Below are 23,668 nucleotides of genomic sequence, written 5' to 3'. Positions count from 1 at the left end.
AAAACAAACAGGAAGTACTCTTTGCTAACACGGTGGACACAGACCGTTATGAATTTGTCGCTTATGTCACCTCCACGGACCTATCAGCCAGTCTGGTTCACAGTACATACAATCAAAGGGCCGATTGTGAGAACCGGATCAAGGAACTCAAGTATGACTTCGGCATGGATGGTTTCGCCATGCAATCCTTTGCGGGAATGGAAGCTGCCTTCCGGTTTGTGATGCTGGCCTACAACCTCATGGCGCTGTTCAAGCAGAAAGTGATGGCCGGGCCGGTCCGCAATCATTTGTCCACCATACGTTTCCAATGCATTGCAATAGGAAGTTATCTGGTCAGAGACGGACGAAAAAAGAAGATGAAACTATCGGCAGAGGGAAAACGAAGGCACTTTCTGGAGCATATTTTCGAAAAAACCGAACGGCTGGAACCACCTTTTCAATTTTCTACTGCATAATCTGGGATAATGTAACAGTGGATGGGAATTATTCGGTGACAACAACTGATCCTATCGGCTGTTCTTCAGTGTCCGTTCCCGTTTCTGTAGTGGTCGATACACTGCCGGAAGATTTCAATGGAGATGGGGTTGTTTCAAATATTGATTTCCTGATCTTCCTGGGGAAATTCGGCAGCGCATGTACTTGTCTGGAAGATCTCAACCATGATGGTTTCGTAACCAATGTGGACTTTCTGACTTTCCTCGGGAAATTTGGTAGCTCCTGTAATTAACATTTCTCAGCGCCTTTTTGATATGCTTGTCATGACAATGCCTGTATTTTGGCTATGTTTATAGCATAATATCCCGGAATTTCCGGTTATGACAGACTTTCATGGCGTGGTTTATCACAATTTTTCTTGGTTTTCTTGCCCTGGCTTTTATCACCAGCTTTATACCGGAGACCAAACGGTTTATTCATAACCGCATCCGTCAGCAAACCCGTATTTCCAGACCGGAGTTCATTTTCATAGATCGCTTGCTGTGCGACCGGATGACATATTATGCCGCACTCGATATCAAAGGGAGGGCCCGGTTTGTAAACAGACTGGTGGCTATCCGGGAGCAGAAAAGTTTTAAAGGAATGGAGGATCTGGAGGTGACGGACGAGATGCGGATCCTGATCTCGGCTACCATAGCCCAGATCACCTTCGGACTCAATGAGTATGCCATCACACACTTTCATACCTTTCTCATTTATCCGCATCAGTTTCATTCCAGGCTGTTCCGTCAGGACATGCTGGGAGGTACCATGCCCAACGGGGTGATCATGCTTTCCTGGTCCGACTACCAACAGGGATACGCCATTGACGACGACGGTCGGAACCTGGGTTTGCACGAACTGGCACATGGCCTCAAGCTGAATCTCTTTCATGGAAGTGAGTTCGATGCACACTTCGCCAAACATATGGATGATTGGCTGGAGGAGGGCAAGAAAGAATTTAGCAAGATGAAGAACGGGGAGAAGTCATGGCTTCGGACATATGCGGGTACCAATATGCACGAGTTCTTTTCCGTATGTGTGGAGAATTTTTTTGAGAAACCACGTGACTTCAACCGGCATCTTCCAGACCTTTACAGTCAGCTTTGCGTTCTGTTGAACCAGGATCCGCTCAGGCCCGGAAATAATTATCTTCTTGCAAAAGGTTATGCGGTAAAAATCGAGAAGCAGGCACGTGCCATGCCAAGACCCCCGGTGGCAAAGCCTGAAAAAAAATACTACGGTGAGATGCACTGGACCTTTAAGATGATCCTCGCCGGGCTGTTTCTGGGATTTATTGTGGGCTTTCCGCTCTATACCATCACCGCCATCTCCTCAAAGATGTTCTGGTCGGTCGCCTTGATTCTGGCAGCGGTGGGTTTTCTGGCACATTTTGCTGCGATCCGAAAGGAGAACTACCTACCCATTTCATTCTTCCTCATTTTTATCGGAATAGGGTTTGTGCCAACAGGTTTTGTGGTGAGCCTGGCATTTAACTATGTCACGTCAAAGACCATGTCCGAAAAACAAGAACAGGTGTTGATAATCGGATACAGGCGCAGCGGCCACGATTTTATTCTGAGGCTGGAGGGTGGCCATGAAGAATATCATCAGCATGTGCGTACCATGGATAACTCCAGGTATTTCAGACTGAGACGCGCAACACCGCAACATGCCATATTTACCTACCGTCAGGGCTGGCTGGGGTGGAAGGTGGTGAGCAGGACGGATGTGGATTGATGTAGAATGTAGAGTTAAGAATTAAGAATGAAAGTACAGGACATGTTTTGTTTGTGGCATGTTCCAAAAGGATTTTTCCCCAGGCCGGAATTCTAAACGTCTAACTTCTGTAAGTCTTGCTACTGCGCGTCTTACTGAATCTCCTGTCCCATTACTTGCCTTTATCCATTGTCTTGGTCATTTTTGTACACCTAAATCATCAAGATTCATTTTAGTTATGAAAGGTCAAGTAGTTAAACGTTCTGTTTTTTTTGTTTTTGCAATGTTGTGGTGTGGTGTTGCGCTGTCACAGGGTCCCCTACTGGAGAAAGGTCAGATCAGGTTCCGTTTGAATGAAACCGGGGAGCATTTTGTTAAGCTCACCTTTTTAAACCAGGTTTGGTTACGATATACGGATATGAATCCCGGCTCCACCGTCTTCAGCGAGCCGGTAAGTCAGATGTTTGATATTGGTCTGCGCAGAACCCGCTTGCAGTTGTTCGGGCAATTGACGGATAAGGTTTTCTTTTATACCCAGTTCGGGCAGAATAACTTCAGCTATTTAACGCCGAGGTATACGGGGGCTTTCTTTCATGATGCCGTTGTTGAGTATAAGGTTTCGGAGAGATGCCTGACCGTAGGTGGTGGATTGACCGGCTGGAGTGGCTTGTCCAGGTATGCTTCTCCCAGCATCGGAAGTTTGCTAACGTTGGATGCGCCGTTGTACCAGCAGGCAACCAATGGAATCAATGATCAGTTTCTTCGTAAGCTTAGCATGTATGCAAAGGGGAGGTGGGGTAAGTTTGATTACCGCCTGGCATTGACCCGGCCAATGGCAGTCCAGAATGCGACCTCTCCGGTTGGGGTGCTTACTCCGGTTTCTACCTTTTCTACGACCCCGGCTTCGCTGCAGTCTCAGGGCTACCTGGGTTATCAGTTTATGGATGAAGAGTCAAATCAAACCCCCTATAACACGGGTACGTACCTTGGTAAGAAGAAGGTGTTTAATGTCGGAGCGGGTTTCGTAGGACAGCCGCGTGCCATGTGGCACAGAGCCAATAACGGTGACACCATTAGAACGACGATGTTGCTCCTGGGGGTGGATGTGTTTTGCGATTTACCGGTTGATACAGCAAAGGGCAATGCACTTACGGTTTATGCAGCTTATAATCGCTATGATTTCGGAAAGGATTATCTGCGAAATGTCGGCGTGATGAATCCTGCAAACGGAACAAATGGCAATGGTACGCTAAATGGTGCCGGCAACGGTTTTCCTATGATCGGAACAGGACATGTTTTTTACACGCAGGTAGGGTACCTGCTCTCGGCTAATACACCACTTCAGCCTTATGGCGCATCGCAGATAGCACTTTATACAGCGCTGGATGATCCTATGTGGATGTACGAGTGCGGCCTGAACTGGTATGTACATGGCTCGCATAACGCCAAGTTCAGTCTTAACTTTCAAAGCAGACCGGTATTCAATAAATCCGGAGACCTGCGTTCCAGGAAAGGTATGGTTCAGTTGCAGTACCAGGTTGCCATATAGTTTCAGCATACCGTGTGAGCAACAGCAACAGGGACAAAGAAAGTTTAGAGCAGGTTCTCATGTGGCTGTCTGTATGCTGTTGTTGTATGCCTGCCTGCTATCGCGTAAGCCTGAGTGTTGGCAGGCAGGCTCTAAACTGTCTTTGTAGCGCGGGGGAGATTTGAACTCCCGACCTCCGGGTTATGAACTCTACGTACTATCCGTATTAAATCGTATTAAATCCTCTGAAATCGTTGATAATACTTATATTAGTCAGTAAATACAGGCATTATACGAAATTTGTTGGAGTTGGTTAAATACGGTTGATTTTGAAAAAATGTGTAAACCATGTGTAAACCAAGTTCAAAATATTTTTTACCTTAGCAGGGCGAAGAAAAAAATGGCATCGTCACGGATCATATACTACACGAACAAGACCTACACAGACGGTTCGCACCCAATATGCCTGCGGCTCACGTTTGACCGGAAACACTCTTACATTACCCTGGCCAGTGTGAAGCCGGAGCAATGGGACGAGCGGAACAAGCAGGTAATTGGCCATGCCAATGCCAGGCGGATCAACAACAAGATCAAGCTGAAGGATGCGGAGGCCGACGATCTGATACTGGAATACGATACGGGCAAATCGGGGCTGACCAGGGAACTCATCATCGGCAAACTGAAAGGCAACAAGCGGTCTGAAACGCTGACTGACTACATCAACGACTACATTAAGGAACTGGAGGACAAAACACAGTTCAACGACGCATCGAGCAAAGGCTCAATGAGGAACGAGATCATCAAGTTCAACCGGAACAACCCGGATATCCGGTTCCAGGTAATTACTCCCTCATGGCTCCGTAAATTCCATATCTATCTAAAACAGGAAGGCAAAAGCGAAAGGACGATCTATAACTACATGAATATGATCCGCTCACTTTATAACCGGGCGATTTCCGATGGTGTAGTGAACCGGGAACTGTATCCGTTCGACACATACAAGTTGGTGATGCCGGAAAGCGAAAAGATCGGCCTCGACCAAGACGAAGTGGACAAGATTATCAAAGCCGAACTAAAAGACCAACCGACCAACGCCTGGGAGCTGGCCAAGTGGACGTGGCTGCTCTCCCTGGCCTTTGGTGGAGCCAGGGTAAGTGACGTATTGATGATGAAATGGAGCGACTTCAAGAACGACCGGTATTATTATGTGATGGGCAAGAACAACAAGCCGGTGTCGCTCCCCATTCCTGACCTGGCCAGGAAAGCCCTGGAGTTCTTCGGGCAGTACAGAGAGCGTAGCAATGGTTTTGTTGTACCCGAATTGGCCAAGGCGGATTTTAAGGATGCGAAAGACGTCAAGCGGAAGATCAAGAATGCAAACCGATGGTATAACCGGCAGCTACAAAGAATTGCGGAGGCGGTAGGAATAGACAAGACCGTTTCCATGCACATTGCCCGGCATACGTTCGGGAATCTTACCGGTGATAAAATCTCCCCTCAGTTATTGCAGATGATCTACCGGCATTCCGACATCCGGACGACGATGAACTACCAGCAGCATTGGATGAACCAGGAGAAACTGGACGAAGCGATCAAGGCGGTGGTGGATTTTTAGGTTATTTCTTACTGATGAATTAACCAATCGCAAAGAGAAGTCAATTGTTTGTTCTCCGTAAGATTAGCTGCATTATGTAGCACACCTTTCCGTAGCTGGTTAAAAATTTCATCTGCCATGCTATTCTCTATTGCCGCTCCAACAAAGAATGTGATTGGAGGATTCTTTAATTCCTTAAAGCTTGTCCTTATTCGCCCTAATGCCGAATTTGCAGTTTTCCAATGTTCATCGGCTCCAGCCGGATCAATTCCCCCTTTCAACTCGCCAAGCGCAACATAACAATTATTGTCCCTGTGAATGGACTGTTTGCTTCCAGGGCCCTTTACAATTAAGCGCTCGGACGTGCCATTCAATAAACATAAGTCAACATTTTTATTCACTATTGGAACATTGACGTTCAAGATAAGCACACGATTATTACCGTTCCGTTGCCATGATACAGCCTTAATCCGTTTCTCAAGGCCCACATCCTGATCGGGCTTGTTTTTCCATTGATAATCGTTACTATCCAAGTACTGAACATCAACCTTGTATAGGTTAAATATTGAAAGCAAAGTACGCAAGAACATGCGCTCTCCCAATGTGCCTGCAAGATTTCTGGCTTGACCTCCAAGCGCATCCCCTTTTATAAGCAAATACCTGTAAACAAGTTCGTCAACGAACTGTCTTCCAGCGGGTTCAAGAAATTCATCAATCAGCCCCTTGATAGCAATGGTTTCATCTTTACCAGTAAGATACCCCAATGCCTTTTCCGACAACCCTGAAGCGGTTAACAGGCTTGGCCGCAGTTCTTTTACCAACAACAAATCCTTAGGCGATTTTACACGGCCAGCTAAAGTTTTCAGGGCTCTGGCTTCATCCACATATTGTTTGGCCATGTAGTTCTTCTCCAGAGCCATTGAAATAAATCCGGCCCGAGTATTCTCACGGGAAGTCACTAAGTCAGAGGACTTCTTTAGATGATCGGTATATCTTAGAGTTTTTGCCACAAGTAAACGCATTTACGAATTTCCGTACGGCCATAGTTCCCCATCTGCTGACTACTGTTCCCCTTACCTTTTGGGAGCACAAATATCTTGTTAACCTTCATGCCAAAGGATTCCGCAAATCGTGAAAGAATTATATCAACCGGAACTTCCTGCCCTCCATAACGTACATTATCGTTTACCATTACCGAATAACCACCCGGTCTCAGCACTCTGGACATTTCATAGATAACAAAGCACATCTCAAGAAAGTAGTTTTCAACCATTCGCGCAATGTTGGAATTGTTTAGTGCATTGGCATTATTCAGATCGCGTAAGGCAGTATTGGTCTCCGTCATGGCCTCACAGCCCCGATATGCCTGCATGATTGCTTCAAACGTGCCTAATTGTCCATTACGTTTATAGAATTGGTGAAGTAAATCTACCTTCTCTCGGTTCTCCACCGTGCAAGATAGCATTGTTTGGCGCAGTTCTTTTACCCGATCATGGTTACAACCAAGAAAAATCAATTCAAGCGCATACGTCCTTGTGTAGTCATAACGATTGCAATACGGCGGTGAAGTGAAAATGAAATCAAATGATTCAGCTTCCAGTGAAGGCAAGGCATTAAGACAAGAATCGTTTATGATTTGCAAAGGTTGCCGCTTGTTGATCTTTGGCTTATCAAAAAGCGTGTTCCTACCAGTCGGCGCTTTGAGATCATGAAGCATCTCCGCCAACTTTCGTTCTGCTGCTTCCCGGAAATCATATATTTTACCCTTATCAAATTTGCCCTTCAGGTCGCGTTGGGAACGATAATCCCATCTTAGGTACTGCCCGTCTTTTCGGGTGAAGCTAATTTCTTCCAGGACACAAAAAGCAGCAAATCTTAATAAATCGCAGAGCCTATCATCATCTAAAGAATGAGCAAACGTTAGATACTTGTTTAGATAGGTTTCCGTTTCTTGAGAGAATGCATCTTTGGTAATGGAAATATGATGTATATAGTTGTCATAAGGTCTTTTTTTGTCCAATTCGCCCCAAATCGTATTCACCACATCTTCAAAAGCGGCTATATCTAAACCTGAAATCTGATCTCGCACTTCCATTGCAAAAACCCCCACCGGAAGCAATTCAACACCGACCGACTCCCAGCCTAACTCTTGAGCAGCAAATAGTGTAGCCCCGGCTCCTGCAAAAGGATCCAAAATCCTGCCTGGTTTGGGATGATACGTCTCAAGAAAGTGTTTAACCAATATAGAGGAAAACCCCTCTTTATATTTAAACCATCTGTAAAATGGAACTTCTTTGTTAGCCTGAAAGCTTACAACCTGCCGGCTAAGTTTCTTGTCAACTTCCAGTTTCTTGGCGTACCTCTTGAATAGCTGCTCCCGTTTTGCCGTACTTATAAGCTCTAATTCTTCCACAATTTTGATATGTAATTAATGTTTAACAACCTAATTCAATTCCCTTAATTCGGACTCAAGCGTCTCTGCCTTGGCTTCGATTTCTTTAGCTTGGTACTATCAGACATCAACCGGCATTTTTTACCTTAACTGAATACTTAAATTTTTCCTCAGCTACCTTCAAGGCTTCTGTTGCCAGCCCTTCCCCGTCTATCTCATATAATATTCGGTCGCTCAGATAGGCCACAAGCATTTCATCTCTATCTGCTTCAAAGTACCTGGCAAGTTTCAGCACTTGCTGCCTGTTTGCCCAACGCTGGCCGCGCTCAATTTTACTTAGGACAGCAACATCCACCCCTAAGTGCGTAGCCACGGTTCGGAGTGTTTCCCCTTTCTGTACTCTCAATTTCCGTATTAGCTCTCCGATGCTCTCCATATCCTTGAAGTAGTTTGACAAATAAAGTCAAATTGATGAGGCAATATCATGCCATCCGTACTTTGTTTTACAGAAGTTATTCACAAGAATGGGAACGCCTTGCTGGCCATGCTACTCAGATAAGTGGGTGGTAATTCTTGATGCTGGTGTATTCATCCGTAATCTTGGATGACACGGACTTGTTCTTGGCTTGAAGCCTATTGATTAGCAACAGGAAATAAGCAAGAATTCCTTCTATTACGAGGGTCAATGCCAAGAGAAGAATGCCTCTCAAAGAGAGGATGTTTTCGAGAGCAACCCATAGATCAAAGCTAACTTGTGGAGGTTCGCCGCCCCTGAGAGGTAAGAAGTGTAGTGGGTAAATTACAGTAAGCAGAAAGCCAATGGCGAGGATATAAATTACTGTTCGTATCGGTTTTACATTTACGTCTGAGGTGTCACCATTGGATCGAACAAGATTGAACTTTTCAATAAGTGATTCGGCTTCAATCTTTAGCTGCTTGATAAGGTTTCGTTCATCTTCAAGGCGATTCCACATGCCTGCGGGCGGAATAGATGTCATTGAAACTATATCGTAGATTGATCGCGATTTTAAAACCTCAGAGATTCTTTTGTCAAGCTCCCCAAGACAAGCCTCCGTTCTGTAAAGCGTAGACTCAATTTCAAACAACTTGCCGAGCCTTTCTTGCTCCGTTAAATCTTTGAAATCGCCTCTCTTGATCGCTTCCTCCAGGTCGTCGCTGTATTCTATATTTTTGCGATCATACCAAGCAAAGTGTCTTGAGTCAAGTCGCTTTTTTAGATCGTTAGAAGCAATGATCAATTCTTCCAGATCATTGGCATTCTTTTCGCTCTTTTCGTTCTCCCCCAGTAACTTGGAAATGATAAAAGCAGCAATAATCCCAATTAAAGCTGCTCCGCATTGTGCAAATGCGGAAAAATACCAGTTCCAATCTGTTGTCATCGTTCAGTAGTAATGGAACGTAAATATACTTCTATTTGTCGGGAAGGAATTTCCTGCCAATCATTATCCCACCGGCAAATAATCCCACCTTTTCCATCACCCTCCAAAACCTCCGATGCTTTTTCTTTTTCACCTGCATATTGCCCTGATGATCCATCCTGATCTCCCGGAACTCTGGCAAAGGGTATTCGTTAATCACCGGCAGACCGGCGGGCGTGATCGTATGGATTTTGGCCAGCTTCGAGGTGATCTCCACGGAAGTAATGAGCGTATCCTTCTCGATCCGCTTCCGGTACACCGTGTCCGTCTTGTACACCAGCACCTTCACCGACTTCTCCACATACTTGACCTTGACTTCCTTGTACGGTTTGTTAACGTAAACCGTATCGGTTCGGGTGATCCGCTCCGGTTCCTGGTGGTAGCAACCTTTCAGGAAAAGCAGCCATACGGCAAGGGTGAGAATGATTCCGGTGGTGAAATAGGTGAGTTTGGTTTTCATTTTACAGGTCTCCGTTATCAGCAAATGAGTAGTAGGTTTCTTTGGTGAGGATGATGTGATCCAGCAAGCGGATGTCGAGCACTTCGCCTGCCTCTTTGATTCTGCGGGTGAGGATGCGGTCGGATTGGCTTGGGTTAAGATTGCCGGAAGGATGGTTGTGGGCGATGATGATAGCCACGGCTAAAGACTTCAGGGCGGCGGCATAGATCAACCGGATGTCGGCCACCGTTCCGGCAATGCCACCCTTGCTCAATAGCTGGTAGCCAAGTACCCGGTTAGACTGGTCCAGGTGCAGCACCATGAATTCTTCCCTGATCTCGATCTGTGCACTCCAGGCCGCACGGAGAATCCTGACTACTTCCTGTGCACTGGTCACTTGCGGCCTTTCCGAAGCCTTGATCTTCCGGCTGTAAACGATGCGGATTTTAGGCGGCCTCAACTTCCTGTCTACCCGGCCAAGGCCTTGCCGCCTCCTGCGGCGGATGAACAGCGTGCCGAACAGGAGCAGCAAGACCAGGGCTACCAATACACCGGCCTTGCGCATACCTATGCCAGGTTAATGTATTCACCATCACGCTGACCGCTTGCATAGAGTTCCTTCAGTTCGGAAAGGGTTTTGCCGAAGCGCATCTCGAAGTGGGGCAGGTCGGTGATCGTCTTGAAGTCACCACCCCAGGCAAAGCCCAGGCGCTTACCCAGCTCGCCGATCTTCTTCCAGTTCGGATTCGTCCACACCGGCTTGCCATTCCTGATCTCCACCACGTCGATGGCCAGCCCGTAGTTGTGCAGGCTTTGTCCGGGTTTGGCGTTGGTCACTACTTTACCCGGCATTGTCCTGCCCTTGGCGTACAGGCTTTCCTGCTCTGCCCACGTACGCAAGGCAGAAGTGATGCGCAGCTTGATGCCCAGCTCCTTTTCTGCCCGGTTGATGAACTCCCTGGCCTTGTCCCGGATAAGCGGATGCAGTAAAGCAATTCGCCTTTCGGTTACAATGTCCCAGGTCTTTTCACGGATAAATTTGACGGTATTCATAACGATATCTTTGAGTTGTTTGCGTTTGCGGAAAGCCGCCAATGTCCCGATCAACAGGAGTATGGCAGCTACGATCATAGCTGTGCGCTTCCTTGCCATACAGCGATCAGGTTACAATGTCTTTCCAGCGCTGGAAGTCCTCGGATGACAGTTCCCGGCGCAGCCGGTCGCTAAGTCCTTCGTTGTATTTCAGGCGGTAAGCATCGCTGATCTCTCTCAAGGAACCTTTGGTCTGTCTGGCCAGTGTCTCGATGGCCTGCTCGTCGGTTCCGTCGTAGTTAATCAGCGCATCAAAACCGGAAGGGTTTACTGCCTCGCGGTATTGCTGTGCCAGCAGGTTCACGTCCTTGTATTCCTGCTTGTCGAACTTCTTCGACCGGACGCTTTGGATGGCCTTACCGATCTTTTTTTTAAACAGGAAAATCAGCACCACCAGGGCGATCACGGTAAGCACCACCTTGTTGGAAAAGAATTTCTTAATGGCTGATATGATGTTGGCAAGTATCAATGGGTTCATGTCGTCTTGGTTTTACCCGAACTTCACCCAGGCTTTCCGGGCAATGGCGATATAGTCCGATAAGGAAAGTTCCTGGCCTTCTTCCGGTACTACCTCCTTGATGAACTCGACCAGTTCGGGGTGTTCTACAATGATTTCGGTGGCCTGCATCATGTCGTCATGCTCCAGGTGGTCCTGCAAGTCCTGGAAGGCCTGTAACTTCTCGGCAAGCTCTTGTTCGTCCCTTGCCTGTACCCGGAGTTCAATGTTGTATGTCTGCATCGTTATCGGTATTTGGTTGTTCGTTATCCATTTTGTCTCCGGTTGCCTCTTGTTCAGTCCCGGCTGTTTCCTCCTGTTCGTACTTTCCGATTTCATCCTCGACCATCTGCTCAAAGTCTTCTTCCGGTTCCTCCGTTTCTTCCACTTCTTCTTCCGGGTTTTCCGGCTCGTCATTTCTGATGGAAAACTTTACCTCGCTGCGCTTCCTGGCTTTCTTCTCCTTCCTGCCTTCTCCCAGGCTCTTGTCTTTTTTCTCCCGGCTTTCCCTGATGAGGTCTTTCAGGATGCCACCCAGGGCGGAAGGGATCTCCTTCAGGTAGCCTTTCAGGTTCTCCCTGATCTCTCCCTGCTTTTCGGCCAGTTCTTCTTCGGCCTGGCTGATGGCCTGCTCACGTTCTGCCACACGGGATTCCCGTTCGGCCAGCAGCATTTCCTTGAACTTGAGGGACTGTTCCATCATGCTGTTCTGCAAGTCCAATTTCAGGCGTTCTTCTTTCACCTCGTATTCCTGGCGCAGGCCCTTGAGTTGGAGTTCCAGTTCATCGCGGATCGTGCTGACCGGCTCGGCGTGTTCGACCTTCGGCTGGTTGGATTGGGTGGTCAGGTTGATGTTCACGTTGCCGTGCTTATCCACCTTGTGCGGCACGCCGTTGATCTTCACCGTTTCGTCGTCATCGGCAGGTTCGACCCATTCGATTTCCTCATTGATCTTCACGAAGTAGGGCGGGTTGTTCCTGGAGCTTTGTTCATTCATGCCGTACTTGACCTGTACCTCGGCATCCACGTTGTCGCCGATGATCTTGTCCAGCACCTCGCCGAAGGACTTACCATCGGGGTTATTCTCATCGCTGGAAGCAATGGTAATCCCGTTCTCATCCTTAACCGACCAGTATTTGTACCGGGCGATCTTCTTCTTGGCCAGGTCAGCCGTTATATAGTTCTTGACACGCTTATTCATACATCAGCATTTTGGGGCGCATGGAATGTCATTATGATCGAATTTTACCCGTACATACCTCAGAAAGAAGTCCAGGCCGTCTTCACCGGCGCCGCCCACCTGTTTGATAATCACGTCGCTCCAATGGCGGCTTATCAGGCTGCTTTCGTTGTAGGCTTCGTCCGAATTATCACTCTCAATTTCTGCCTGGCTTTGCGCCTGGGCTTGCGACTGGGTGCTTGCGGAAGCAGATGCTTCAGGGCCGCCCCCGAACAGGGAGGCAATCGCTTCGGCCTGGGCCTCCGATGTTGCCTGAGCTTGTGCCACGGCAACGATGGTAGCCGATATGCTGCACCCTTCGGTCAGTCGCATGGTAAAGGGCGTATAGACCACTTTGCTCGTCCCGGAGAGAAGGGTCAGGGAAAACGTGTTGGGTAGTTTGATATGGCAAAAGCAGACGTACACCACTTCGTTCGCCCCGACCTGGATGCGCCGGGGTTTGCTTACCACGTTGTCCGTCATGTGGTAGCGTGCCACGCCCCGCTCGCACATATCGGCCTTTATCATCTCCATCAGTATGACATCGTTGGTCGTCATCGCTCACTCTCGATTACCAGGTAAACACTCGTATTGGACGTGGCCACCGGTGAGAACTGCTGTTCCCTGGCCACCCGTCCCCGGATCACCCGGCCTTGCAGTTCTTCGCTCACCCGAAAGATCACGTCGTGCATGTTGCGCTTGACAATCGTGGCATGGACGACGCTATTGAGTGCCAGATCGGTTCCGTTCCCGAAGGCGACGGACAACTCCCGGTCGCGGGAGACCAGGATGCCTATGGCCTTCTTCTCATGCTTCTTCGGGGTGTAGCAGAACGTGTCACTCTCACCCGGAGCCAGGTTGCCCTTATACAGCCGTATGATCTTGCGTTCAGTCATTCTCCAGGCGCAGGTAAACACGGATCGTTTTCGGGTAGGAACCCGTGCCGTCGTCCTGGAAGTCGATCTCCAGCTTCTTACCGTCGGCCATCTTGTCCAGGGAATAGAACCGCTCATCAGGAGCCACGAAAGGGCTGGTTTGCAAGAAGGCCACCTCGAAGTCTTTGGGGAACAGGTCGTCCCCGTCCAGGCTGATTGAGCGCAGGATGTTGTCCAGGCCGATGTTGTCCAGGAAGGAAATACCGGTGAGCTTCTTGTAGTCCTTGTCCAGGTCTTCCGATATGCGGATGGTATCCCCCGGAGCGGCTACCTCCTTTTCCAGCAGTTGTATTTTCACATCTTTCATCAGCCTTCTGTTTCTTCGGGTTGCTGTTTCGGCGGGGTCACGATGCCGAACAGGAAGGCGCTGTACGCCTTGCGTCCCTGCTCAGTGGAGCGGATCACCTGGCACAGCTTTCTGGCCTCGTCCGGGGACAGTGCATTGATGCACCGCACAATGTTGGCGATCTTCTTTTGTGCTGTTTCTTCAGCCATAGCTTTTTGGGTTAAGAGGTTTTACAATGGGATAATAGGGGCGGGGAGCACGGAGGCTCCCCGCGTGATCCCTTCTTAGAATCCGTAAACGGTCGTCCCGATCAGCTCGATCTTCAGGAAGCCTGCCACAGCGTTGGGCAAGTCCACATTGAACTCGATGGGCGTTTGCGGCTCGACGGTCTTGGGGTTGCTCAACACGTACAGGCCGAAAGGCTTGTCCACGTTGTAGCCCACGAAGCCGTCGTGGAACCGGCGGATCGGCATTTTCTCAAATACCTTGCGTCCGTTCAGTTCCACTTCCCATTCGCCGTTCATCAGGTCGGCGGGGAATACATCGGTGAACGCTCCGTCGATGGCGGTGGCATCGAACAACAGCCGGAGGCCTGACAACACCAGGTAACGGTCTTTGTTCAGCTTGCCGTTGTCGATGTTGGTCACGCCGATCTGCTCGGACTGCGACAGCTTGATAAGCTCGGCACGGGTTCCGGCGATGGGAGCCGTCGCATAATACGGCGCATCGGAGATTTGCGCCTTGCGCGTTTGCAGGGCTTTCTGCACGTTACGCGGCAGCATGTTGAGCCGTTCGAGCATTTGCCTGCGGAAGCGGTCAGCCCCGATCTCGTTGGAGGCGGCGCCTTTTGCCGCCATTGCGGGTTTGCCCCTGCCCAGGCTTCCGAAGCCTGCCAATACCAGTTCATCGCTGGTCATTTCCTGGATGTTTGCATCTGCCATAGTTTTTTTGGTTTTAGCACCCACCATAGCTTTAGCGAAGGTGGGTTGGGTTATACATTGGGTTTCCTTCTGTTACAGTTGTTTTGAAGCCATTTTCAGCAGGGTCGAATACTTCGACTTGGGGTGATCCTTTTGCAGTTTCCGGGCGATCTCGTGCATTCGCTTCATGCGCTGCCTGGAAGTCATAGTCTTGACCCTTGCCCGCTTGACGGTGGATGAGGGCAGGCGCAATACCGTCGTGGACCCTTTCAGGTCTTTGCCCGTTTTGCGTTTCGCGGTTGTTTTGCGGCGGGTGTTGGTTTTGGCTTTGCCCAGGCCTTTCGTTTGGTTGCGCTTGCGGGTACGCGCCCCTTTCAGTCCGGCCAACCGACGTTTCTGCTTCTTCTCATGGCGTTTCCAGAAGAACAGGGCAAGGATCAGTACGACGATGCCAATGCCGCTACCGATAAGCGCCTTGCGGTATTTCTGCGCCCAGGTGACGATGCGTTTCAGCAGTCCGGGTTTTTCCCCGTTATCGTCCGCGTTTGCATCATCCCAGGCGTTGTCGCTTTCGCCTGCGTCTGCGGCGCTGGCTGATTCCGTGGCGAAGCTGGCGGCAGGAACGTCCGTATTGTCGAACTCCACCTGGTCCACGCCGACATTCTCGGCGGCCTGTTGTGCTGCTTTCTTCGCAATGCGTTTTTCCTTGATCTTCTTGAACAACCTGGCCGGGTTGATGGCATTCAATATCTTCTTAATGAATACCACGAAGGGGCTGGCGGTGGCGGCTGCCGTTGCTGCGGTAACCACGCCCAGGCCGCTCAATGAAAGGCCGGTCTGTTTGGCGGCGCGTCCCTTGACGACGGCTGCCCGGAACTTGTCGGCCTTGCCGCCCATCTTGGTATAGAAATTCTCGGCCTTGTTTTTGGCATCGACCACCTTGCGCCACTCGGTCATGTCCAGGTTGTGCTGCTCGGCTTGTTGCTGGGTCAGGTAACCCCAGATTAGCCGCTCGGAGATTTTGAACATATTGGTCTTCAGTACCAGCAGGGTGGCCGCACGGACCGCGATGGTGGCCGGGTTGAACCGGACAATGGCTTTCAGTCCTTTCTTGATCCCGGCACCGACCTTCTTGAAGAAGTTCTTCAACTTGCCTTTGCGGTTGGCCTTACGTGCCGCCCGTTTCGCTTTACGTTCGGCACGACCGGCAACGTCCCCTTCGTCCAGGATGTCGGACACGTCCACACGGGCCAGGTAGATTTCCTGGTCCATCTCGTCGTCCATGCCGGAGAGGTTGTCATTTTCTTCCTCCAGCTTGTCCAGGGAGAACAGGATGGACTTGAAGAAACCGGCATAAGCGCTTCCTTCCTGGATGGCATCCATGATCGTGCTGCGCCGGTCTTCCTCGTCATCCCATGCGTCGATCACATCATTGAACAATTCCAGTTCCTTGCCTACATCGACCATCCGGCTGAGGGCAGTGGGTTTTTCCTGCTCGGCCATGAGCGTTTCCCTGGCCTTGTTCACCTCAGCCAGGATGCCCCGGTCAACCAGTTGATTCACATCACCCTTACCGGACAGCACGATGTCGGCTTCTTCTGCGGAATTCACTTCCTCGAATCCTTCCAGGAAGTTTTCTTCGAGCATGTCGTCTTCCTCCCCGGGGATGGCCGGGAAACCTTCCAGGGAGAAAGGGGCCTTCAGCTCGTCCCGGATGTCGTTTGCAAATTCGCGGTCAACAGCCGTTTCAGCCTGGCCGATGCTGCCTGATAGTTCTTCTAATTGCATAGGGTAGGTTTTTAGGTCAACAATAGGTTTTGCTTCGTAGTTGAACCGGGGGATCTCCGGCACAACATCCAGCACAAGGGGTATCCCGCCGTTAAAGGCGACGGGATACACATGCTGGAATTTGCCCTTGTCTTCGTAGGCGGCCACACGGAATTCGTGCGGGATGCCCAGGCGGAGCAAAAGGGCGCTGATGAAAATGGTGTAGTCGTCACAGTCCACGCCCGTCATGCGGTCACGCCAGGTACGGGCGGGAGTGCGCAGTTCCTCGATGCCTTCGGTGTCCAGTTTGTAGGCGATGTTGTCCCGGACGAACTGCCAGATGGCGGCGGTGGTTTCCTCCACCGTATCGCGTTCCAGCAGATCGGCCAGGCCGTCCACCTGGTGCTGATCGCGCCGGGCGATGAGTTGCATGTTGGACAGGGTATCGTCCAGGGAAGCGTTCTCCTTGATCGTCCGCCGGAAACCCTTGTAACCTGCAATGAGCATGTCGCCTGATATGTCCGCCAGTCCATTCACTGCTGTTGGGTCTTCTGTTTCAGGGTGGCTATTTCGTTGGACAGCCTGCCGGTGCGCTGGTACAGATTTTTGATATCCAGCTTGTGTTCGGCGATGTCTTTCTCGATGCCCTTGTCGATGTGGGTCTGTATGCTCACGACCACTTGTTGCAGCTCGTTGATGTAGTCGGTCAGTTGTCGCAGCAGGTCTTTGATCTCCTTGTGGAAGGTGCGCATCCAGTAACCGACAAGGCCGATCACGACAGACAGCAGGATGGTCATTATGGTGATGAGGATATTCAGTTCCATTACACGGTGATGTTTTGGTCGATGTCCACCGTGATCCCATCCGCGTCCACGAACCCTTTCATGCGCAGGGGGATGCCATACTCCCCGGTGGAGAGGAAGTTGGCTCCGACGGTGAGCACTCCGCCTGCCTCCTTGATGAGGCGCAGCATGTTTTGCGGGGAGATCGTGAACCGGATAGGAAATACGGTGGTCTGGTTGGGTTTGATCTGTATGGGTTGCTCCAGGGGAGCCTTTTGTTCGGCGATCAGCTTGCCGGAAGGGGAGAACACCTCGATGTTGAGTTGCTCGATCTGGAAAGGCGTTTTGGAGAAGTTGGCGACAGCCTGGTTTATCAGCACGTCCACATCCTTGACGATGTTGGAGAGCTTCAGCCCGTCCGGGAAGGAGAAGGATTGTACGTCAAACTTGAGGCGTTTGGCGTGGCGGAACTTATTGAACAGCCGGATGCCCTTGTTGCCAAGGAACAGGAGCAGGACAATGCCAATAAGAGCCAGGATACGCTTCATACTGCGAAAGTGCGCAGACTGGCAGGGTCAGTTTTGGAGGATGGAGGGTATTAGAGGGTTTTTGAGGGACAAGCAGGATTTAAAAGAATGTACCTTTTTTCTTGAACGTTTCAACAAACTGATAAAAGCAATCGGGATCGGTATTGATGTCAAACGAAATAGATTTTGAGAATAGTCCCTTATCGTAAACTGTCACAAGGTTGGGAAATCTGCTTCGATAGCCATAAGTTCCAATTTGCATGCGGTCATTTGCAAGCACATCCTTTAAATCAAGCCTAACACCTTTCTTTTCAATATGTCCATCCGAATGAAAACGCACTTGCCTGTTTTTTCCGGTAGAAACATGTGGGTAAAGAAAACTATTATCAGTAATGAGGGATTCTGCATATCGTGCAAGACGATATTTGAAAGACAGGTGTGCGACAATTTGATACATTAACATAACTGTTCTATTACTTTTTCTTCCGGATACAACCGTCCCTGAACTGTGAACGAACAATGAGGCACCGTCAGCATAAATCGTGAGTTGCTGATTTTTGCCCATTGGCACAAAGTTAAATGAGTGGCTCAGCCCGGTAAATTTTATCCCTTCGACCTGATCGTAGGTGTAGTTGTTACCATTATATGTTATCCTGTCATGGTCAATCTTGAGGTTCTTGTATTCGAGCGGAAGCGACAAACTGGTTTTTGGTTTAAGTAAGTTACTTCCTATGCTCTTGAGCATATCCAAGCCCTTTGCGGTGTTTTCTTTGATGGTCTGGTAGCTATCGGTTTGCTTGCTGTCAAACCATTCACCGCAATGTTTGCATTTTACGGCTTCATCCTTAACTTCCTCGGCACAGTATGGACAGATCATGTGTTGGGTTTTCTACCTCTAAAGATACGATAACATTTGGCAGAGATTTAGAATGTCTGACCGGGGCGATAGCAACTAACGATATGCATTCAATACCTCAACAACTTCTTGACGTGGTACCCCCTCATATTCGCAATATTCCTTTACGGTTAGCTTTCTTTTACTTTTTCCCAAAGCATCTCTTATCGCCTTGTGTTCCTTCCGTGCGTATTCGTAACGGGTCTTTCCGGTAAGGATCATCAATTCCTTAACGGATAGGAATATTCCTCCTTTCAGCTCGACCATGATTACAGCCTTATAATGTAGAGCAAACAAACCTCTGATCCCTGATCGTCTTTCAAACTCAGGGCGGTTTGCAGTTCTTCCTGGCCGAGGGATTCTATACTGACGTTCAGATGGTCCCGGACGTTGTTTGCTGAAAGCAATCCAACCTTGCCGTAGATCTCTTTGGCAACCTTTTCCAGGGTAGTATCCGATGCCTCGGCCAGCGTCCGTTTGAGTTCGCATTCGAGCAGATAGGGCGTTACCGGTGCAGCCTCCGTGATCCGCAGTCCGGATAAGGCCATAAACCGGGAATATGCCCCGTGATTGTTGAAGATGTCTTGTCCCATAGGTGTTTTTGAGACAAAAGTGAGGGCGGGTTATGCGGTACTTTCCGGTAACGGAAGACAAAGGTGGGTAAGGGGAAGTAAAGGCATGTAAAGGTGAGTAAAGGCGCTTCAAAAAGTCCTATCTTAGCAACTGTAATGCCGAGTAATCTATCACGATATTTTCAGGACATCAGTGCCAAGCGCCTCAGCCAGGTTGACGTTGAACCATCAAAGTCAAACCAGCATGAGATCAATACCGTGAAGGAACAGGTAGCCCTTTACGGAAGCGAGGACAGAAAATTCAGAGGTCACTTCATCTATGTGTCGGATGATGAAGAACAGGTGATCGAGGAACAGGCAGAGTTGACTTACTACGACAGCCGACGAAAAAATCCTGACCGATCCCCGGAATACCGTATTTATTACCCGTCCAATTCGGCCATCGAAAAGGCGCAGGCAGGCGACATGATCGTGATGGCGAGAAAGTCGCCGGACGACCTCGTGATGATTATTGCTCCGCAGGATTCAACGGCTGAACGCCAGTTGCTGTGGCTGTTTGGCCTTGAAGAAGTGGGAAAGAAGTTCGAGACGAGGGACTTTACTGAAGATGACAGACCGCTTGGTTTTGCCGGACGTTACATCATTGAAACACTGGGGATCGAGGTTACGGACACGGAACCCGATTATCTGGATGGAATATTGGCCACATTCGGTGCGGTTTTTCCTTCTACAGCCGAGTTCTCTGCCTATGCCCGGTCAACCCTGAAAGAAGTACAATCCGTTGGCCAGCCGGATATAGCGATCATGGAATGGCTGGAGCGTGAGGAATTGTTGTTCCGGACGCTGGAGAATCACCTTGTCGGCGAAAAGCTGGCCGGAGGGTTTGCGGACGTGGACGACTTTATTTCCTTTTCCCTGAGCGTTCAGAACCGCAGAAAATCCAGGGCAGGCTATGCTTTTGAGAACCATCTGTCACACGTATTTGACCAGCACGGTATTAAGTATTCACGCGGACAGAAAACCGAACGCAACAACAAACCGGATTTCCTTTTTCCCGGAATTGACCAGTACCGTGATGATGCCTTTTCGGTTGAACTGCTTACCATGCTTGGGTTGAAGACCTCTGCCAAGGAGCGTTGGCGCCAGGTACTGGCCGAGGCAGACCGCATTGCAAGAAAACATCTGATGACCCTGGAACCGGCCATTAGCAAGAATCAGACGGACGAAATGATCGCACAACAACTCCAACTGGTCATTCCGGATTCACTGATGGAAACCTATCAGCCCGATCAGCAGGCAGGCCTGATGAACCTGGCAGGGTTCATCGACCATATACGTGGTAAACAGTCACGGGGCTGATGGCCGATGTCCACGAGCCGGGAGTACGCTCATACAACATGAGCCGGATCAGGGGCAAGGACACGAAACCTGAAATGCTCGTGCGCCGGTTTCTTCACACCAACGGTTTCCGTTACCGGTTGCATGATAAGCACCTGCCTGGAAAGCCTGACATCATCCTGAAAAAGTACAACACGGTGATCTTCATTCACGGTTGCTTCTGGCATGGCCATGAGGGGTGCAGATACTTTGTTGTTCCCAAGACCCGCACCCAATGGTGGCTGGACAAGATCAACCGCAACAAGGCCAAGGACACTGAAAGCTGTACTCAACTGAAAAGACACGGCTGGAGAATCATTACCGTGTGGGAATGTGACCTGAAGAAAGATAAACGGGATGCTACGCTCAAGAGGCTTATTCAGAAGCTCGTGCACTGACTTTCTCTGATGCGGACGCTCTGCCATTCAGTACCGCTTCCCTTTGCTTCCGGCGTTCCTCCTGTCTTTTATATTGGCGGAAAACATCCAGCATGTTTGCGGCAACTGCCTGCACTACCGGTACAACAACTGAATTTCCAAACTGCCGGTAAAGCTGTGTGTCTGAAACCCCCGTATCGTGGATTCTGAACCGATCAGGGTATCCCATCAAGTGTTTGCATTCTTCCGGGGTCAGTCTGCGGGGATTTTTTCCGCCACGCTGCGGGATGAGTATTTCCGAGCCGTCTTTGTGATACCGGGCGCTCAACGTCCGGGCAACGCCATTCAGGTCTGTCAGACCGAATCCGAAGCCATTGCCCTTTGCCTTGTGTTTGGCCGCGTATTCCTGGAGATAGTTCCACAGGTGATCGGACAGGGTGTACTTTTCATCCGGGCTTCGTTCGAGAATATCCCTGAACTGCGGTTGTTCAGCAGGTGGTTCCGGGAACTCATACACAAGGCTTTCGGGAAAGTGTTCCTTGCTGAAGCCCACAATGAATATCCGCTCCCTGTGTTGGGGCACATAGTATTTTGCATCCAGCACCTGACTGAACACCATATACCCCAGGTCTTTCAGGTTCCGCTCAATGACCTCGAAGGTTCTGCCCTTGTCGTGTCCCCGCAGGTTCTTTACATTCTCTAACAGGAACGCCCTGGGCTTTCTGGCCTTGATAATGCGCTTGATGTCGAAGAACAAGGTTCCCTGGGTTTCATCCTCAAATCCGTGCTTCCGGCCCAGGCTGTTCTTTTTTGACACACCGGCAATGCTGAACGGCTGGCAGGGGAATCCCGCACAAAGGATGTCGTGCTCCGGTATCTTCTTCTCGTCTATTTTGGTGATGTCACCGAACGGTATTTCGCCGAAGTTGGCCTCATAGGTTTTCTGTGAATGCCTGTCCCACTCAGAACTGAACACACATTTGCCGTTCATTTCCTGAAAAGCAATCCGGAAACCGCCTATCCCTGCGAACAGGTCAATGAACGTAAAGGATGGTCGTTGCGGAGGCGGGAATGGCACGTCATACTCCAGCGGCAGTTCGTAATTGAACGCCGGGTCTTCCACGATTGTCTCCAGGTACTCCAGGGCTTCATCCTTGAAATAGCCCCTGATCCGGTCGTTGTTTCCCTGCCAGTAATGGGTCAGATAGGCAGAACCGTTGGGCGTTCCGTTGAGTTCCGGAAGGTTGAGTTTCCTGCGTATGTCAGAGTATTTTGCGCCCATGTGTCCAAACAAAAATAGAATTTCAGGGAGCGGAAATCCAGGGGTACTTTAACAACTTATCAACATCACCCTTGCAGAGCAGCCCGAACTTTACGCTTCTCATAGTTCAGAAGCCCAATTCGATCCAGGAAATCGGCGTGGCGAAGTAACATTAACATTTGTTGTGGCGTGTGGTTCGGATCAAGGAAGTTTTTTAATTTAATAATGGCGGAATGTGGTATGCCATACTCCATTAGCATAGCATGATTTGGGGACAGAAAGCCATTTTCCAGTTGTGAGGCGAAAAATGTATAGTCTCCTGGCGGCAAGCCATGTTTGTTGAATACGTGTTCCTGAATATTTGATACTGCCACAAGAATTTTAGAAAGTTTATAATCAAACCAGTGCCTGGTGCAGTTCAGGGTGTCAAATGTAACCTGATTAATTCGCTCTTGGTCGTCTGGAATTTGCCTTAGCCAATATTCGTCTGCCACCTGATTCTGAATTACACCGCCAACTGACTTGTATATAGAATACTGAATCGCCCTGGTCGCAAGGTGCTTGTCTCTCCTGATGCTTGCGTATGGTTTCCCATCCAACAGATATTTCCACGCCATCTCAATAACAGGAAGTAACTGAGGGTATTTTGGAAATCCGGTCCAGGACATGACTTGATGAAGCGCCTGGTAGTCCTTTTCAACCAATTCCAGAATAGCCAGTTGTCCTTTGATATTAACCCCTGCGTTACTTCGTATCAGATTCTGAACGTCATCCGGCAGGTTTGTGAATTCAGCAATCTTATCCTTCGATTCACTCTTTAGTTCCTTTTCGTCAATTTGTATCAATAGCTCCTCCGGGGCGGCTTGTTGAGTAATAACCGGGATATCAACATCAAGTTCAATCTGGTCTGGCTCCTCACTAAACGTGTATACATTTCCGGTATAGTGTATTTTCATCCGCCCAGATCGTCCCGATATATTCTTGTAATCAAAATAATCAATCGCCTTCCTTCCTTTCTTTTGGTCAAAAAGGACAACATTCTTAGCCGTAGTATTTACTCCTTCAATCAATGTTGATGTACAGAAAAGGTGTTGGATTTCTCCTTCATTGAAGGCATCAACGATTGTGCTTCCCAAATGTCTTGGGAGCGCACCATGATGAAACCCAACCTTATTCTTTAATGCCGATATAAGTGACCATTCAGGATGAAGGTTCTCGCCAATCCATTCGATCATTTCACCGACCAAAGAGGGATATATTTCTTGTTCGTCCACATTTTCGGGTGATTGCAGCCTTTTGGCGTATTCAACGGCCAGTTGCGTAGTCTTCGCTGGCGCGGAACAGTATATTAAGGTGGGCTCTGTCAATGAGTCCAGTAAATCAAAAAGCGCCTGTTGTTTTTCTTCTTTCTTGGCCTTGGCTGGCACACCAACTTTAATCTCGTCAACCGCTACTGTCGAGAAGTTCGTATGATACCACCTGAATTGAAATTTCTGCGCAAAATCTTCAGGTACACTTTTTACCATTGGGCCGAGCATGTAGAACTTATTTGTAAGTTTTAGCAGCTTGTAAAAAGC

The 23,668-nt window shown here is 49.3% G+C and carries 30 protein-coding genes; 7 read left to right on the top strand and 23 right to left on the bottom strand.

The window, feature by feature from the left end:
- The 5 genes from KDD36_09355 to KDD36_09335 form a co-directional block, all read left to right on the top strand.
- Nucleotides 1-455: transposase (locus tag KDD36_09355; GenBank protein MCB0396848.1), on the top strand; the 455-nt coding region annotated here is incomplete at its 5' end.
- A 68-nt stretch (nt 456-523) separates the two neighbouring features.
- Nucleotides 524-727 (top strand): hypothetical protein, encoded by a 204-nt coding sequence (locus tag KDD36_09350; protein ID MCB0396847.1) that lies wholly within the window; start codon nt 524-526, stop codon nt 725-727.
- Between the two features lie 101 nt (nt 728-828).
- Nucleotides 829-2,214: a zinc-dependent peptidase gene (locus tag KDD36_09345; protein MCB0396846.1), complete on the top strand. Its 1,386-nt coding sequence runs from the start codon at nt 829-831 to the stop codon at nt 2,212-2,214.
- A 217-nt stretch (nt 2,215-2,431) separates the two neighbouring features.
- Nucleotides 2,432-3,742, top strand: coding sequence for a hypothetical protein (locus KDD36_09340; protein ID MCB0396845.1), 1,311 nt, complete (start codon nt 2,432-2,434; stop codon nt 3,740-3,742).
- A gap of 379 nt (nt 3,743-4,121) precedes the next feature.
- The gene (locus KDD36_09335; GenBank protein MCB0396844.1) at nt 4,122-5,336 is read left to right on the top strand and encodes a site-specific integrase; all 1,215 of its coding nucleotides are present in this window, start codon (nt 4,122-4,124) and stop codon (nt 5,334-5,336) included.
- A gap of 8 nt (nt 5,337-5,344) precedes the next feature.
- Here the strand turns inward: KDD36_09335 and KDD36_09330 are convergent, their stop codons facing one another.
- The 21 genes from KDD36_09330 to KDD36_09230 all read right to left on the bottom strand — a co-directional run bounded on the left by KDD36_09330 (nt 5,345) and on the right by KDD36_09230 (nt 19,097).
- Nucleotides 5,345-6,325: a hypothetical protein gene (locus KDD36_09330; GenBank protein ID MCB0396843.1), complete on the bottom strand. Its 981-nt coding sequence runs from the start codon at nt 6,323-6,325 to the stop codon at nt 5,345-5,347.
- On the bottom strand, nt 6,310-7,728 hold the full coding sequence (locus KDD36_09325) for a hypothetical protein (protein MCB0396842.1): 1,419 nt from the start codon (nt 7,726-7,728) through the stop codon (nt 6,310-6,312). Before KDD36_09325 ends, KDD36_09330 begins: the two co-directional genes overlap by 16 nt.
- A gap of 106 nt (nt 7,729-7,834) precedes the next feature.
- On the bottom strand, nt 7,835-8,143 hold the full coding sequence (locus KDD36_09320) for a helix-turn-helix transcriptional regulator (protein MCB0396841.1): 309 nt from the start codon (nt 8,141-8,143) through the stop codon (nt 7,835-7,837).
- A 115-nt stretch (nt 8,144-8,258) separates the two neighbouring features.
- Entirely contained in the window at nt 8,259-9,107 is an 849-nt protein-coding gene (locus KDD36_09315; GenBank protein ID MCB0396840.1) for a hypothetical protein, read from the bottom strand.
- Between the two features lie 31 nt (nt 9,108-9,138).
- Complete coding sequence (locus KDD36_09310; GenBank protein MCB0396839.1) at nt 9,139-9,606, bottom strand: hypothetical protein; 468 nt, start codon at nt 9,604-9,606, stop codon at nt 9,139-9,141.
- Nucleotide 9,607: 1 nt separating this feature from the next.
- Complete coding sequence (locus KDD36_09305; protein MCB0396838.1) at nt 9,608-10,150, bottom strand: JAB domain-containing protein; 543 nt, start codon at nt 10,148-10,150, stop codon at nt 9,608-9,610.
- Nucleotides 10,151-10,152: 2 nt separating this feature from the next.
- Nucleotides 10,153-10,737: a M15 family metallopeptidase gene (locus tag KDD36_09300; GenBank protein ID MCB0396837.1), complete on the bottom strand. Its 585-nt coding sequence runs from the start codon at nt 10,735-10,737 to the stop codon at nt 10,153-10,155.
- Nucleotides 10,738-10,744: 7 nt separating this feature from the next.
- Nucleotides 10,745-11,155 carry a hypothetical protein gene (locus tag KDD36_09295; protein MCB0396836.1) on the bottom strand — a complete coding sequence of 137 codons (411 nt, stop codon included), beginning with the start codon at nt 11,153-11,155 and terminating at the stop codon, nt 10,745-10,747.
- 12 nt (nt 11,156-11,167) lie between these two features.
- Nucleotides 11,168-11,416, bottom strand: coding sequence for a hypothetical protein (locus KDD36_09290; GenBank protein MCB0396835.1), 249 nt, complete (start codon nt 11,414-11,416; stop codon nt 11,168-11,170).
- Nucleotides 11,397-12,374: a hypothetical protein gene (locus KDD36_09285; GenBank protein MCB0396834.1), complete on the bottom strand. Its 978-nt coding sequence runs from the start codon at nt 12,372-12,374 to the stop codon at nt 11,397-11,399. The genes KDD36_09290 and KDD36_09285 overlap by 20 nt, the downstream gene beginning before the upstream one ends.
- A 3-nt stretch (nt 12,375-12,377) precedes the next feature.
- On the bottom strand, nt 12,378-12,926 hold the full coding sequence (locus tag KDD36_09280) for a hypothetical protein (GenBank protein ID MCB0396833.1): 549 nt from the start codon (nt 12,924-12,926) through the stop codon (nt 12,378-12,380).
- 20 nt (nt 12,927-12,946) lie between these two features.
- Nucleotides 12,947-13,288, bottom strand: coding sequence for a hypothetical protein (locus KDD36_09275; GenBank protein MCB0396832.1), 342 nt, complete (start codon nt 13,286-13,288; stop codon nt 12,947-12,949).
- Nucleotides 13,281-13,634: a hypothetical protein gene (locus tag KDD36_09270; GenBank protein MCB0396831.1), complete on the bottom strand. Its 354-nt coding sequence runs from the start codon at nt 13,632-13,634 to the stop codon at nt 13,281-13,283. The genes KDD36_09275 and KDD36_09270 overlap by 8 nt, the downstream gene beginning before the upstream one ends.
- The gene (locus tag KDD36_09265) at nt 13,634-13,822 is read right to left on the bottom strand and encodes a hypothetical protein (GenBank protein ID MCB0396830.1); all 189 of its coding nucleotides are present in this window, start codon (nt 13,820-13,822) and stop codon (nt 13,634-13,636) included. Before KDD36_09265 ends, KDD36_09270 begins: the two co-directional genes overlap by 1 nt.
- 75 nt (nt 13,823-13,897) lie before the next feature.
- Nucleotides 13,898-14,554: a hypothetical protein gene (locus KDD36_09260; GenBank protein ID MCB0396829.1), complete on the bottom strand. Its 657-nt coding sequence runs from the start codon at nt 14,552-14,554 to the stop codon at nt 13,898-13,900.
- 72 nt (nt 14,555-14,626) lie between these two features.
- Entirely contained in the window at nt 14,627-16,837 is a 2,211-nt protein-coding gene (locus KDD36_09255) for a hypothetical protein (GenBank protein ID MCB0396828.1), read from the bottom strand.
- The gene (locus tag KDD36_09250) at nt 16,834-17,124 is read right to left on the bottom strand and encodes a hypothetical protein (GenBank protein ID MCB0396827.1); all 291 of its coding nucleotides are present in this window, start codon (nt 17,122-17,124) and stop codon (nt 16,834-16,836) included. Before KDD36_09250 ends, KDD36_09255 begins: the two co-directional genes overlap by 4 nt.
- Nucleotides 17,124-17,630, bottom strand: a complete 507-nt coding sequence (locus tag KDD36_09245) for a hypothetical protein (GenBank protein MCB0396826.1) — start codon at nt 17,628-17,630, stop codon at nt 17,124-17,126. Before KDD36_09245 ends, KDD36_09250 begins: the two co-directional genes overlap by 1 nt.
- A gap of 79 nt (nt 17,631-17,709) precedes the next feature.
- On the bottom strand, nt 17,710-18,360 hold the full coding sequence (locus KDD36_09240) for a hypothetical protein (GenBank protein ID MCB0396825.1): 651 nt from the start codon (nt 18,358-18,360) through the stop codon (nt 17,710-17,712).
- Nucleotides 18,361-18,561: 201 nt separating this feature from the next.
- A complete protein-coding gene (locus tag KDD36_09235; protein ID MCB0396824.1) occupies nt 18,562-18,771 on the bottom strand; it encodes a hypothetical protein in 210 nt (69 codons plus the stop codon).
- A gap of 2 nt (nt 18,772-18,773) precedes the next feature.
- Complete coding sequence (locus KDD36_09230) at nt 18,774-19,097, bottom strand: hypothetical protein (GenBank protein MCB0396823.1); 324 nt, start codon at nt 19,095-19,097, stop codon at nt 18,774-18,776.
- 135 nt (nt 19,098-19,232) lie between these two features.
- Here KDD36_09230 and KDD36_09225 point away from each other — a divergent pair, with 135 nt between their 5' ends.
- Nucleotides 19,233-20,435 carry a hypothetical protein gene (locus KDD36_09225; protein ID MCB0396822.1) on the top strand — a complete coding sequence of 401 codons (1,203 nt, stop codon included), beginning with the start codon at nt 19,233-19,235 and terminating at the stop codon, nt 20,433-20,435.
- A complete protein-coding gene (gene vsr / locus KDD36_09220) occupies nt 20,435-20,851 on the top strand; it encodes a DNA mismatch endonuclease Vsr (GenBank protein ID MCB0396821.1) in 417 nt (138 codons plus the stop codon). Before KDD36_09225 ends, vsr begins: the two co-directional genes overlap by 1 nt.
- Here the strand turns inward: vsr and dcm are convergent.
- Both dcm and KDD36_09210 read right to left on the bottom strand, forming a co-directional pair.
- Entirely contained in the window at nt 20,829-22,112 is a 1,284-nt protein-coding gene (gene dcm / locus KDD36_09215) for a DNA (cytosine-5-)-methyltransferase (protein MCB0396820.1), read from the bottom strand. The genes vsr and dcm overlap by 23 nt on opposite strands.
- Nucleotides 22,113-22,177: 65 nt before the next feature.
- Nucleotides 22,178-23,668, bottom strand: a 1,491-nt coding sequence (locus KDD36_09210; GenBank protein ID MCB0396819.1) for a hypothetical protein, incomplete at its 5' end; no start/stop codon positions are given.

Source organism: Flavobacteriales bacterium, from assembly GCA_020435415.1.
Taxonomy (GTDB): Bacteria; Bacteroidota; Bacteroidia; order JACJYZ01; family JACJYZ01; genus JACJYZ01.
The sequence above is the reverse complement of the archived record's forward strand: the minus strand, read 5'-3'. Positions and strand labels throughout refer to the sequence as shown.

Excerpts from the sequence above, each read along its gene's own strand:
- KDD36_09345 (MCB0396846.1), top strand. The coding sequence starts at position 829 with ATGGCGTGGTTTATCACAATTTTTCTTGGTTTTCTTGCCCTGGCTTTT.
- KDD36_09340 (MCB0396845.1), top strand. The coding sequence starts at position 2,432 with ATGAAAGGTCAAGTAGTTAAACGTTCTGTTTTTTTTGTTTTTGCAATG.
- KDD36_09260 (MCB0396829.1), bottom strand. The coding sequence starts at position 14,554 with ATGGCAGATGCAAACATCCAGGAAATGACCAGCGATGAACTGGTATTG.
- KDD36_09275 (MCB0396832.1), bottom strand. The coding sequence starts at position 13,288 with ATGACTGAACGCAAGATCATACGGCTGTATAAGGGCAACCTGGCTCCG.
- KDD36_09290 (MCB0396835.1), bottom strand. The coding sequence starts at position 11,416 with ATGCAGACATACAACATTGAACTCCGGGTACAGGCAAGGGACGAACAA.
- KDD36_09245 (MCB0396826.1), bottom strand. The coding sequence starts at position 17,630 with ATGAAGCGTATCCTGGCTCTTATTGGCATTGTCCTGCTCCTGTTCCTT.
- KDD36_09225 (MCB0396822.1), top strand. The coding sequence starts at position 19,233 with ATGCCGAGTAATCTATCACGATATTTTCAGGACATCAGTGCCAAGCGC.
- vsr (MCB0396821.1), top strand. The coding sequence starts at position 20,435 with ATGGCCGATGTCCACGAGCCGGGAGTACGCTCATACAACATGAGCCGG.
- KDD36_09295 (MCB0396836.1), bottom strand. The coding sequence starts at position 11,155 with ATGAACCCATTGATACTTGCCAACATCATATCAGCCATTAAGAAATTC.
- KDD36_09305 (MCB0396838.1), bottom strand. The coding sequence starts at position 10,150 with ATGCGCAAGGCCGGTGTATTGGTAGCCCTGGTCTTGCTGCTCCTGTTC.
- KDD36_09230 (MCB0396823.1), bottom strand. The coding sequence starts at position 19,097 with ATGGGACAAGACATCTTCAACAATCACGGGGCATATTCCCGGTTTATG.
- KDD36_09310 (MCB0396839.1), bottom strand. The coding sequence starts at position 9,606 with ATGAAAACCAAACTCACCTATTTCACCACCGGAATCATTCTCACCCTT.
- KDD36_09235 (MCB0396824.1), bottom strand. The coding sequence starts at position 18,771 with ATGGTCGAGCTGAAAGGAGGAATATTCCTATCCGTTAAGGAATTGATG.
- KDD36_09335 (MCB0396844.1), top strand. The coding sequence starts at position 4,122 with ATGGCATCGTCACGGATCATATACTACACGAACAAGACCTACACAGAC.
- KDD36_09315 (MCB0396840.1), bottom strand. The coding sequence starts at position 9,107 with ATGACAACAGATTGGAACTGGTATTTTTCCGCATTTGCACAATGCGGA.
- KDD36_09270 (MCB0396831.1), bottom strand. The coding sequence starts at position 13,634 with ATGAAAGATGTGAAAATACAACTGCTGGAAAAGGAGGTAGCCGCTCCG.
- KDD36_09300 (MCB0396837.1), bottom strand. The coding sequence starts at position 10,737 with ATGGCAAGGAAGCGCACAGCTATGATCGTAGCTGCCATACTCCTGTTG.
- KDD36_09265 (MCB0396830.1), bottom strand. The coding sequence starts at position 13,822 with ATGGCTGAAGAAACAGCACAAAAGAAGATCGCCAACATTGTGCGGTGC.
- KDD36_09320 (MCB0396841.1), bottom strand. The coding sequence starts at position 8,143 with ATGGAGAGCATCGGAGAGCTAATACGGAAATTGAGAGTACAGAAAGGG.
- KDD36_09280 (MCB0396833.1), bottom strand. The coding sequence starts at position 12,926 with ATGGAGATGATAAAGGCCGATATGTGCGAGCGGGGCGTGGCACGCTAC.
- KDD36_09285 (MCB0396834.1), bottom strand. The coding sequence starts at position 12,374 with ATGAATAAGCGTGTCAAGAACTATATAACGGCTGACCTGGCCAAGAAG.
- dcm (MCB0396820.1), bottom strand. The coding sequence starts at position 22,112 with ATGGGCGCAAAATACTCTGACATACGCAGGAAACTCAACCTTCCGGAA.
- KDD36_09250 (MCB0396827.1), bottom strand. The coding sequence starts at position 17,124 with ATGGAACTGAATATCCTCATCACCATAATGACCATCCTGCTGTCTGTC.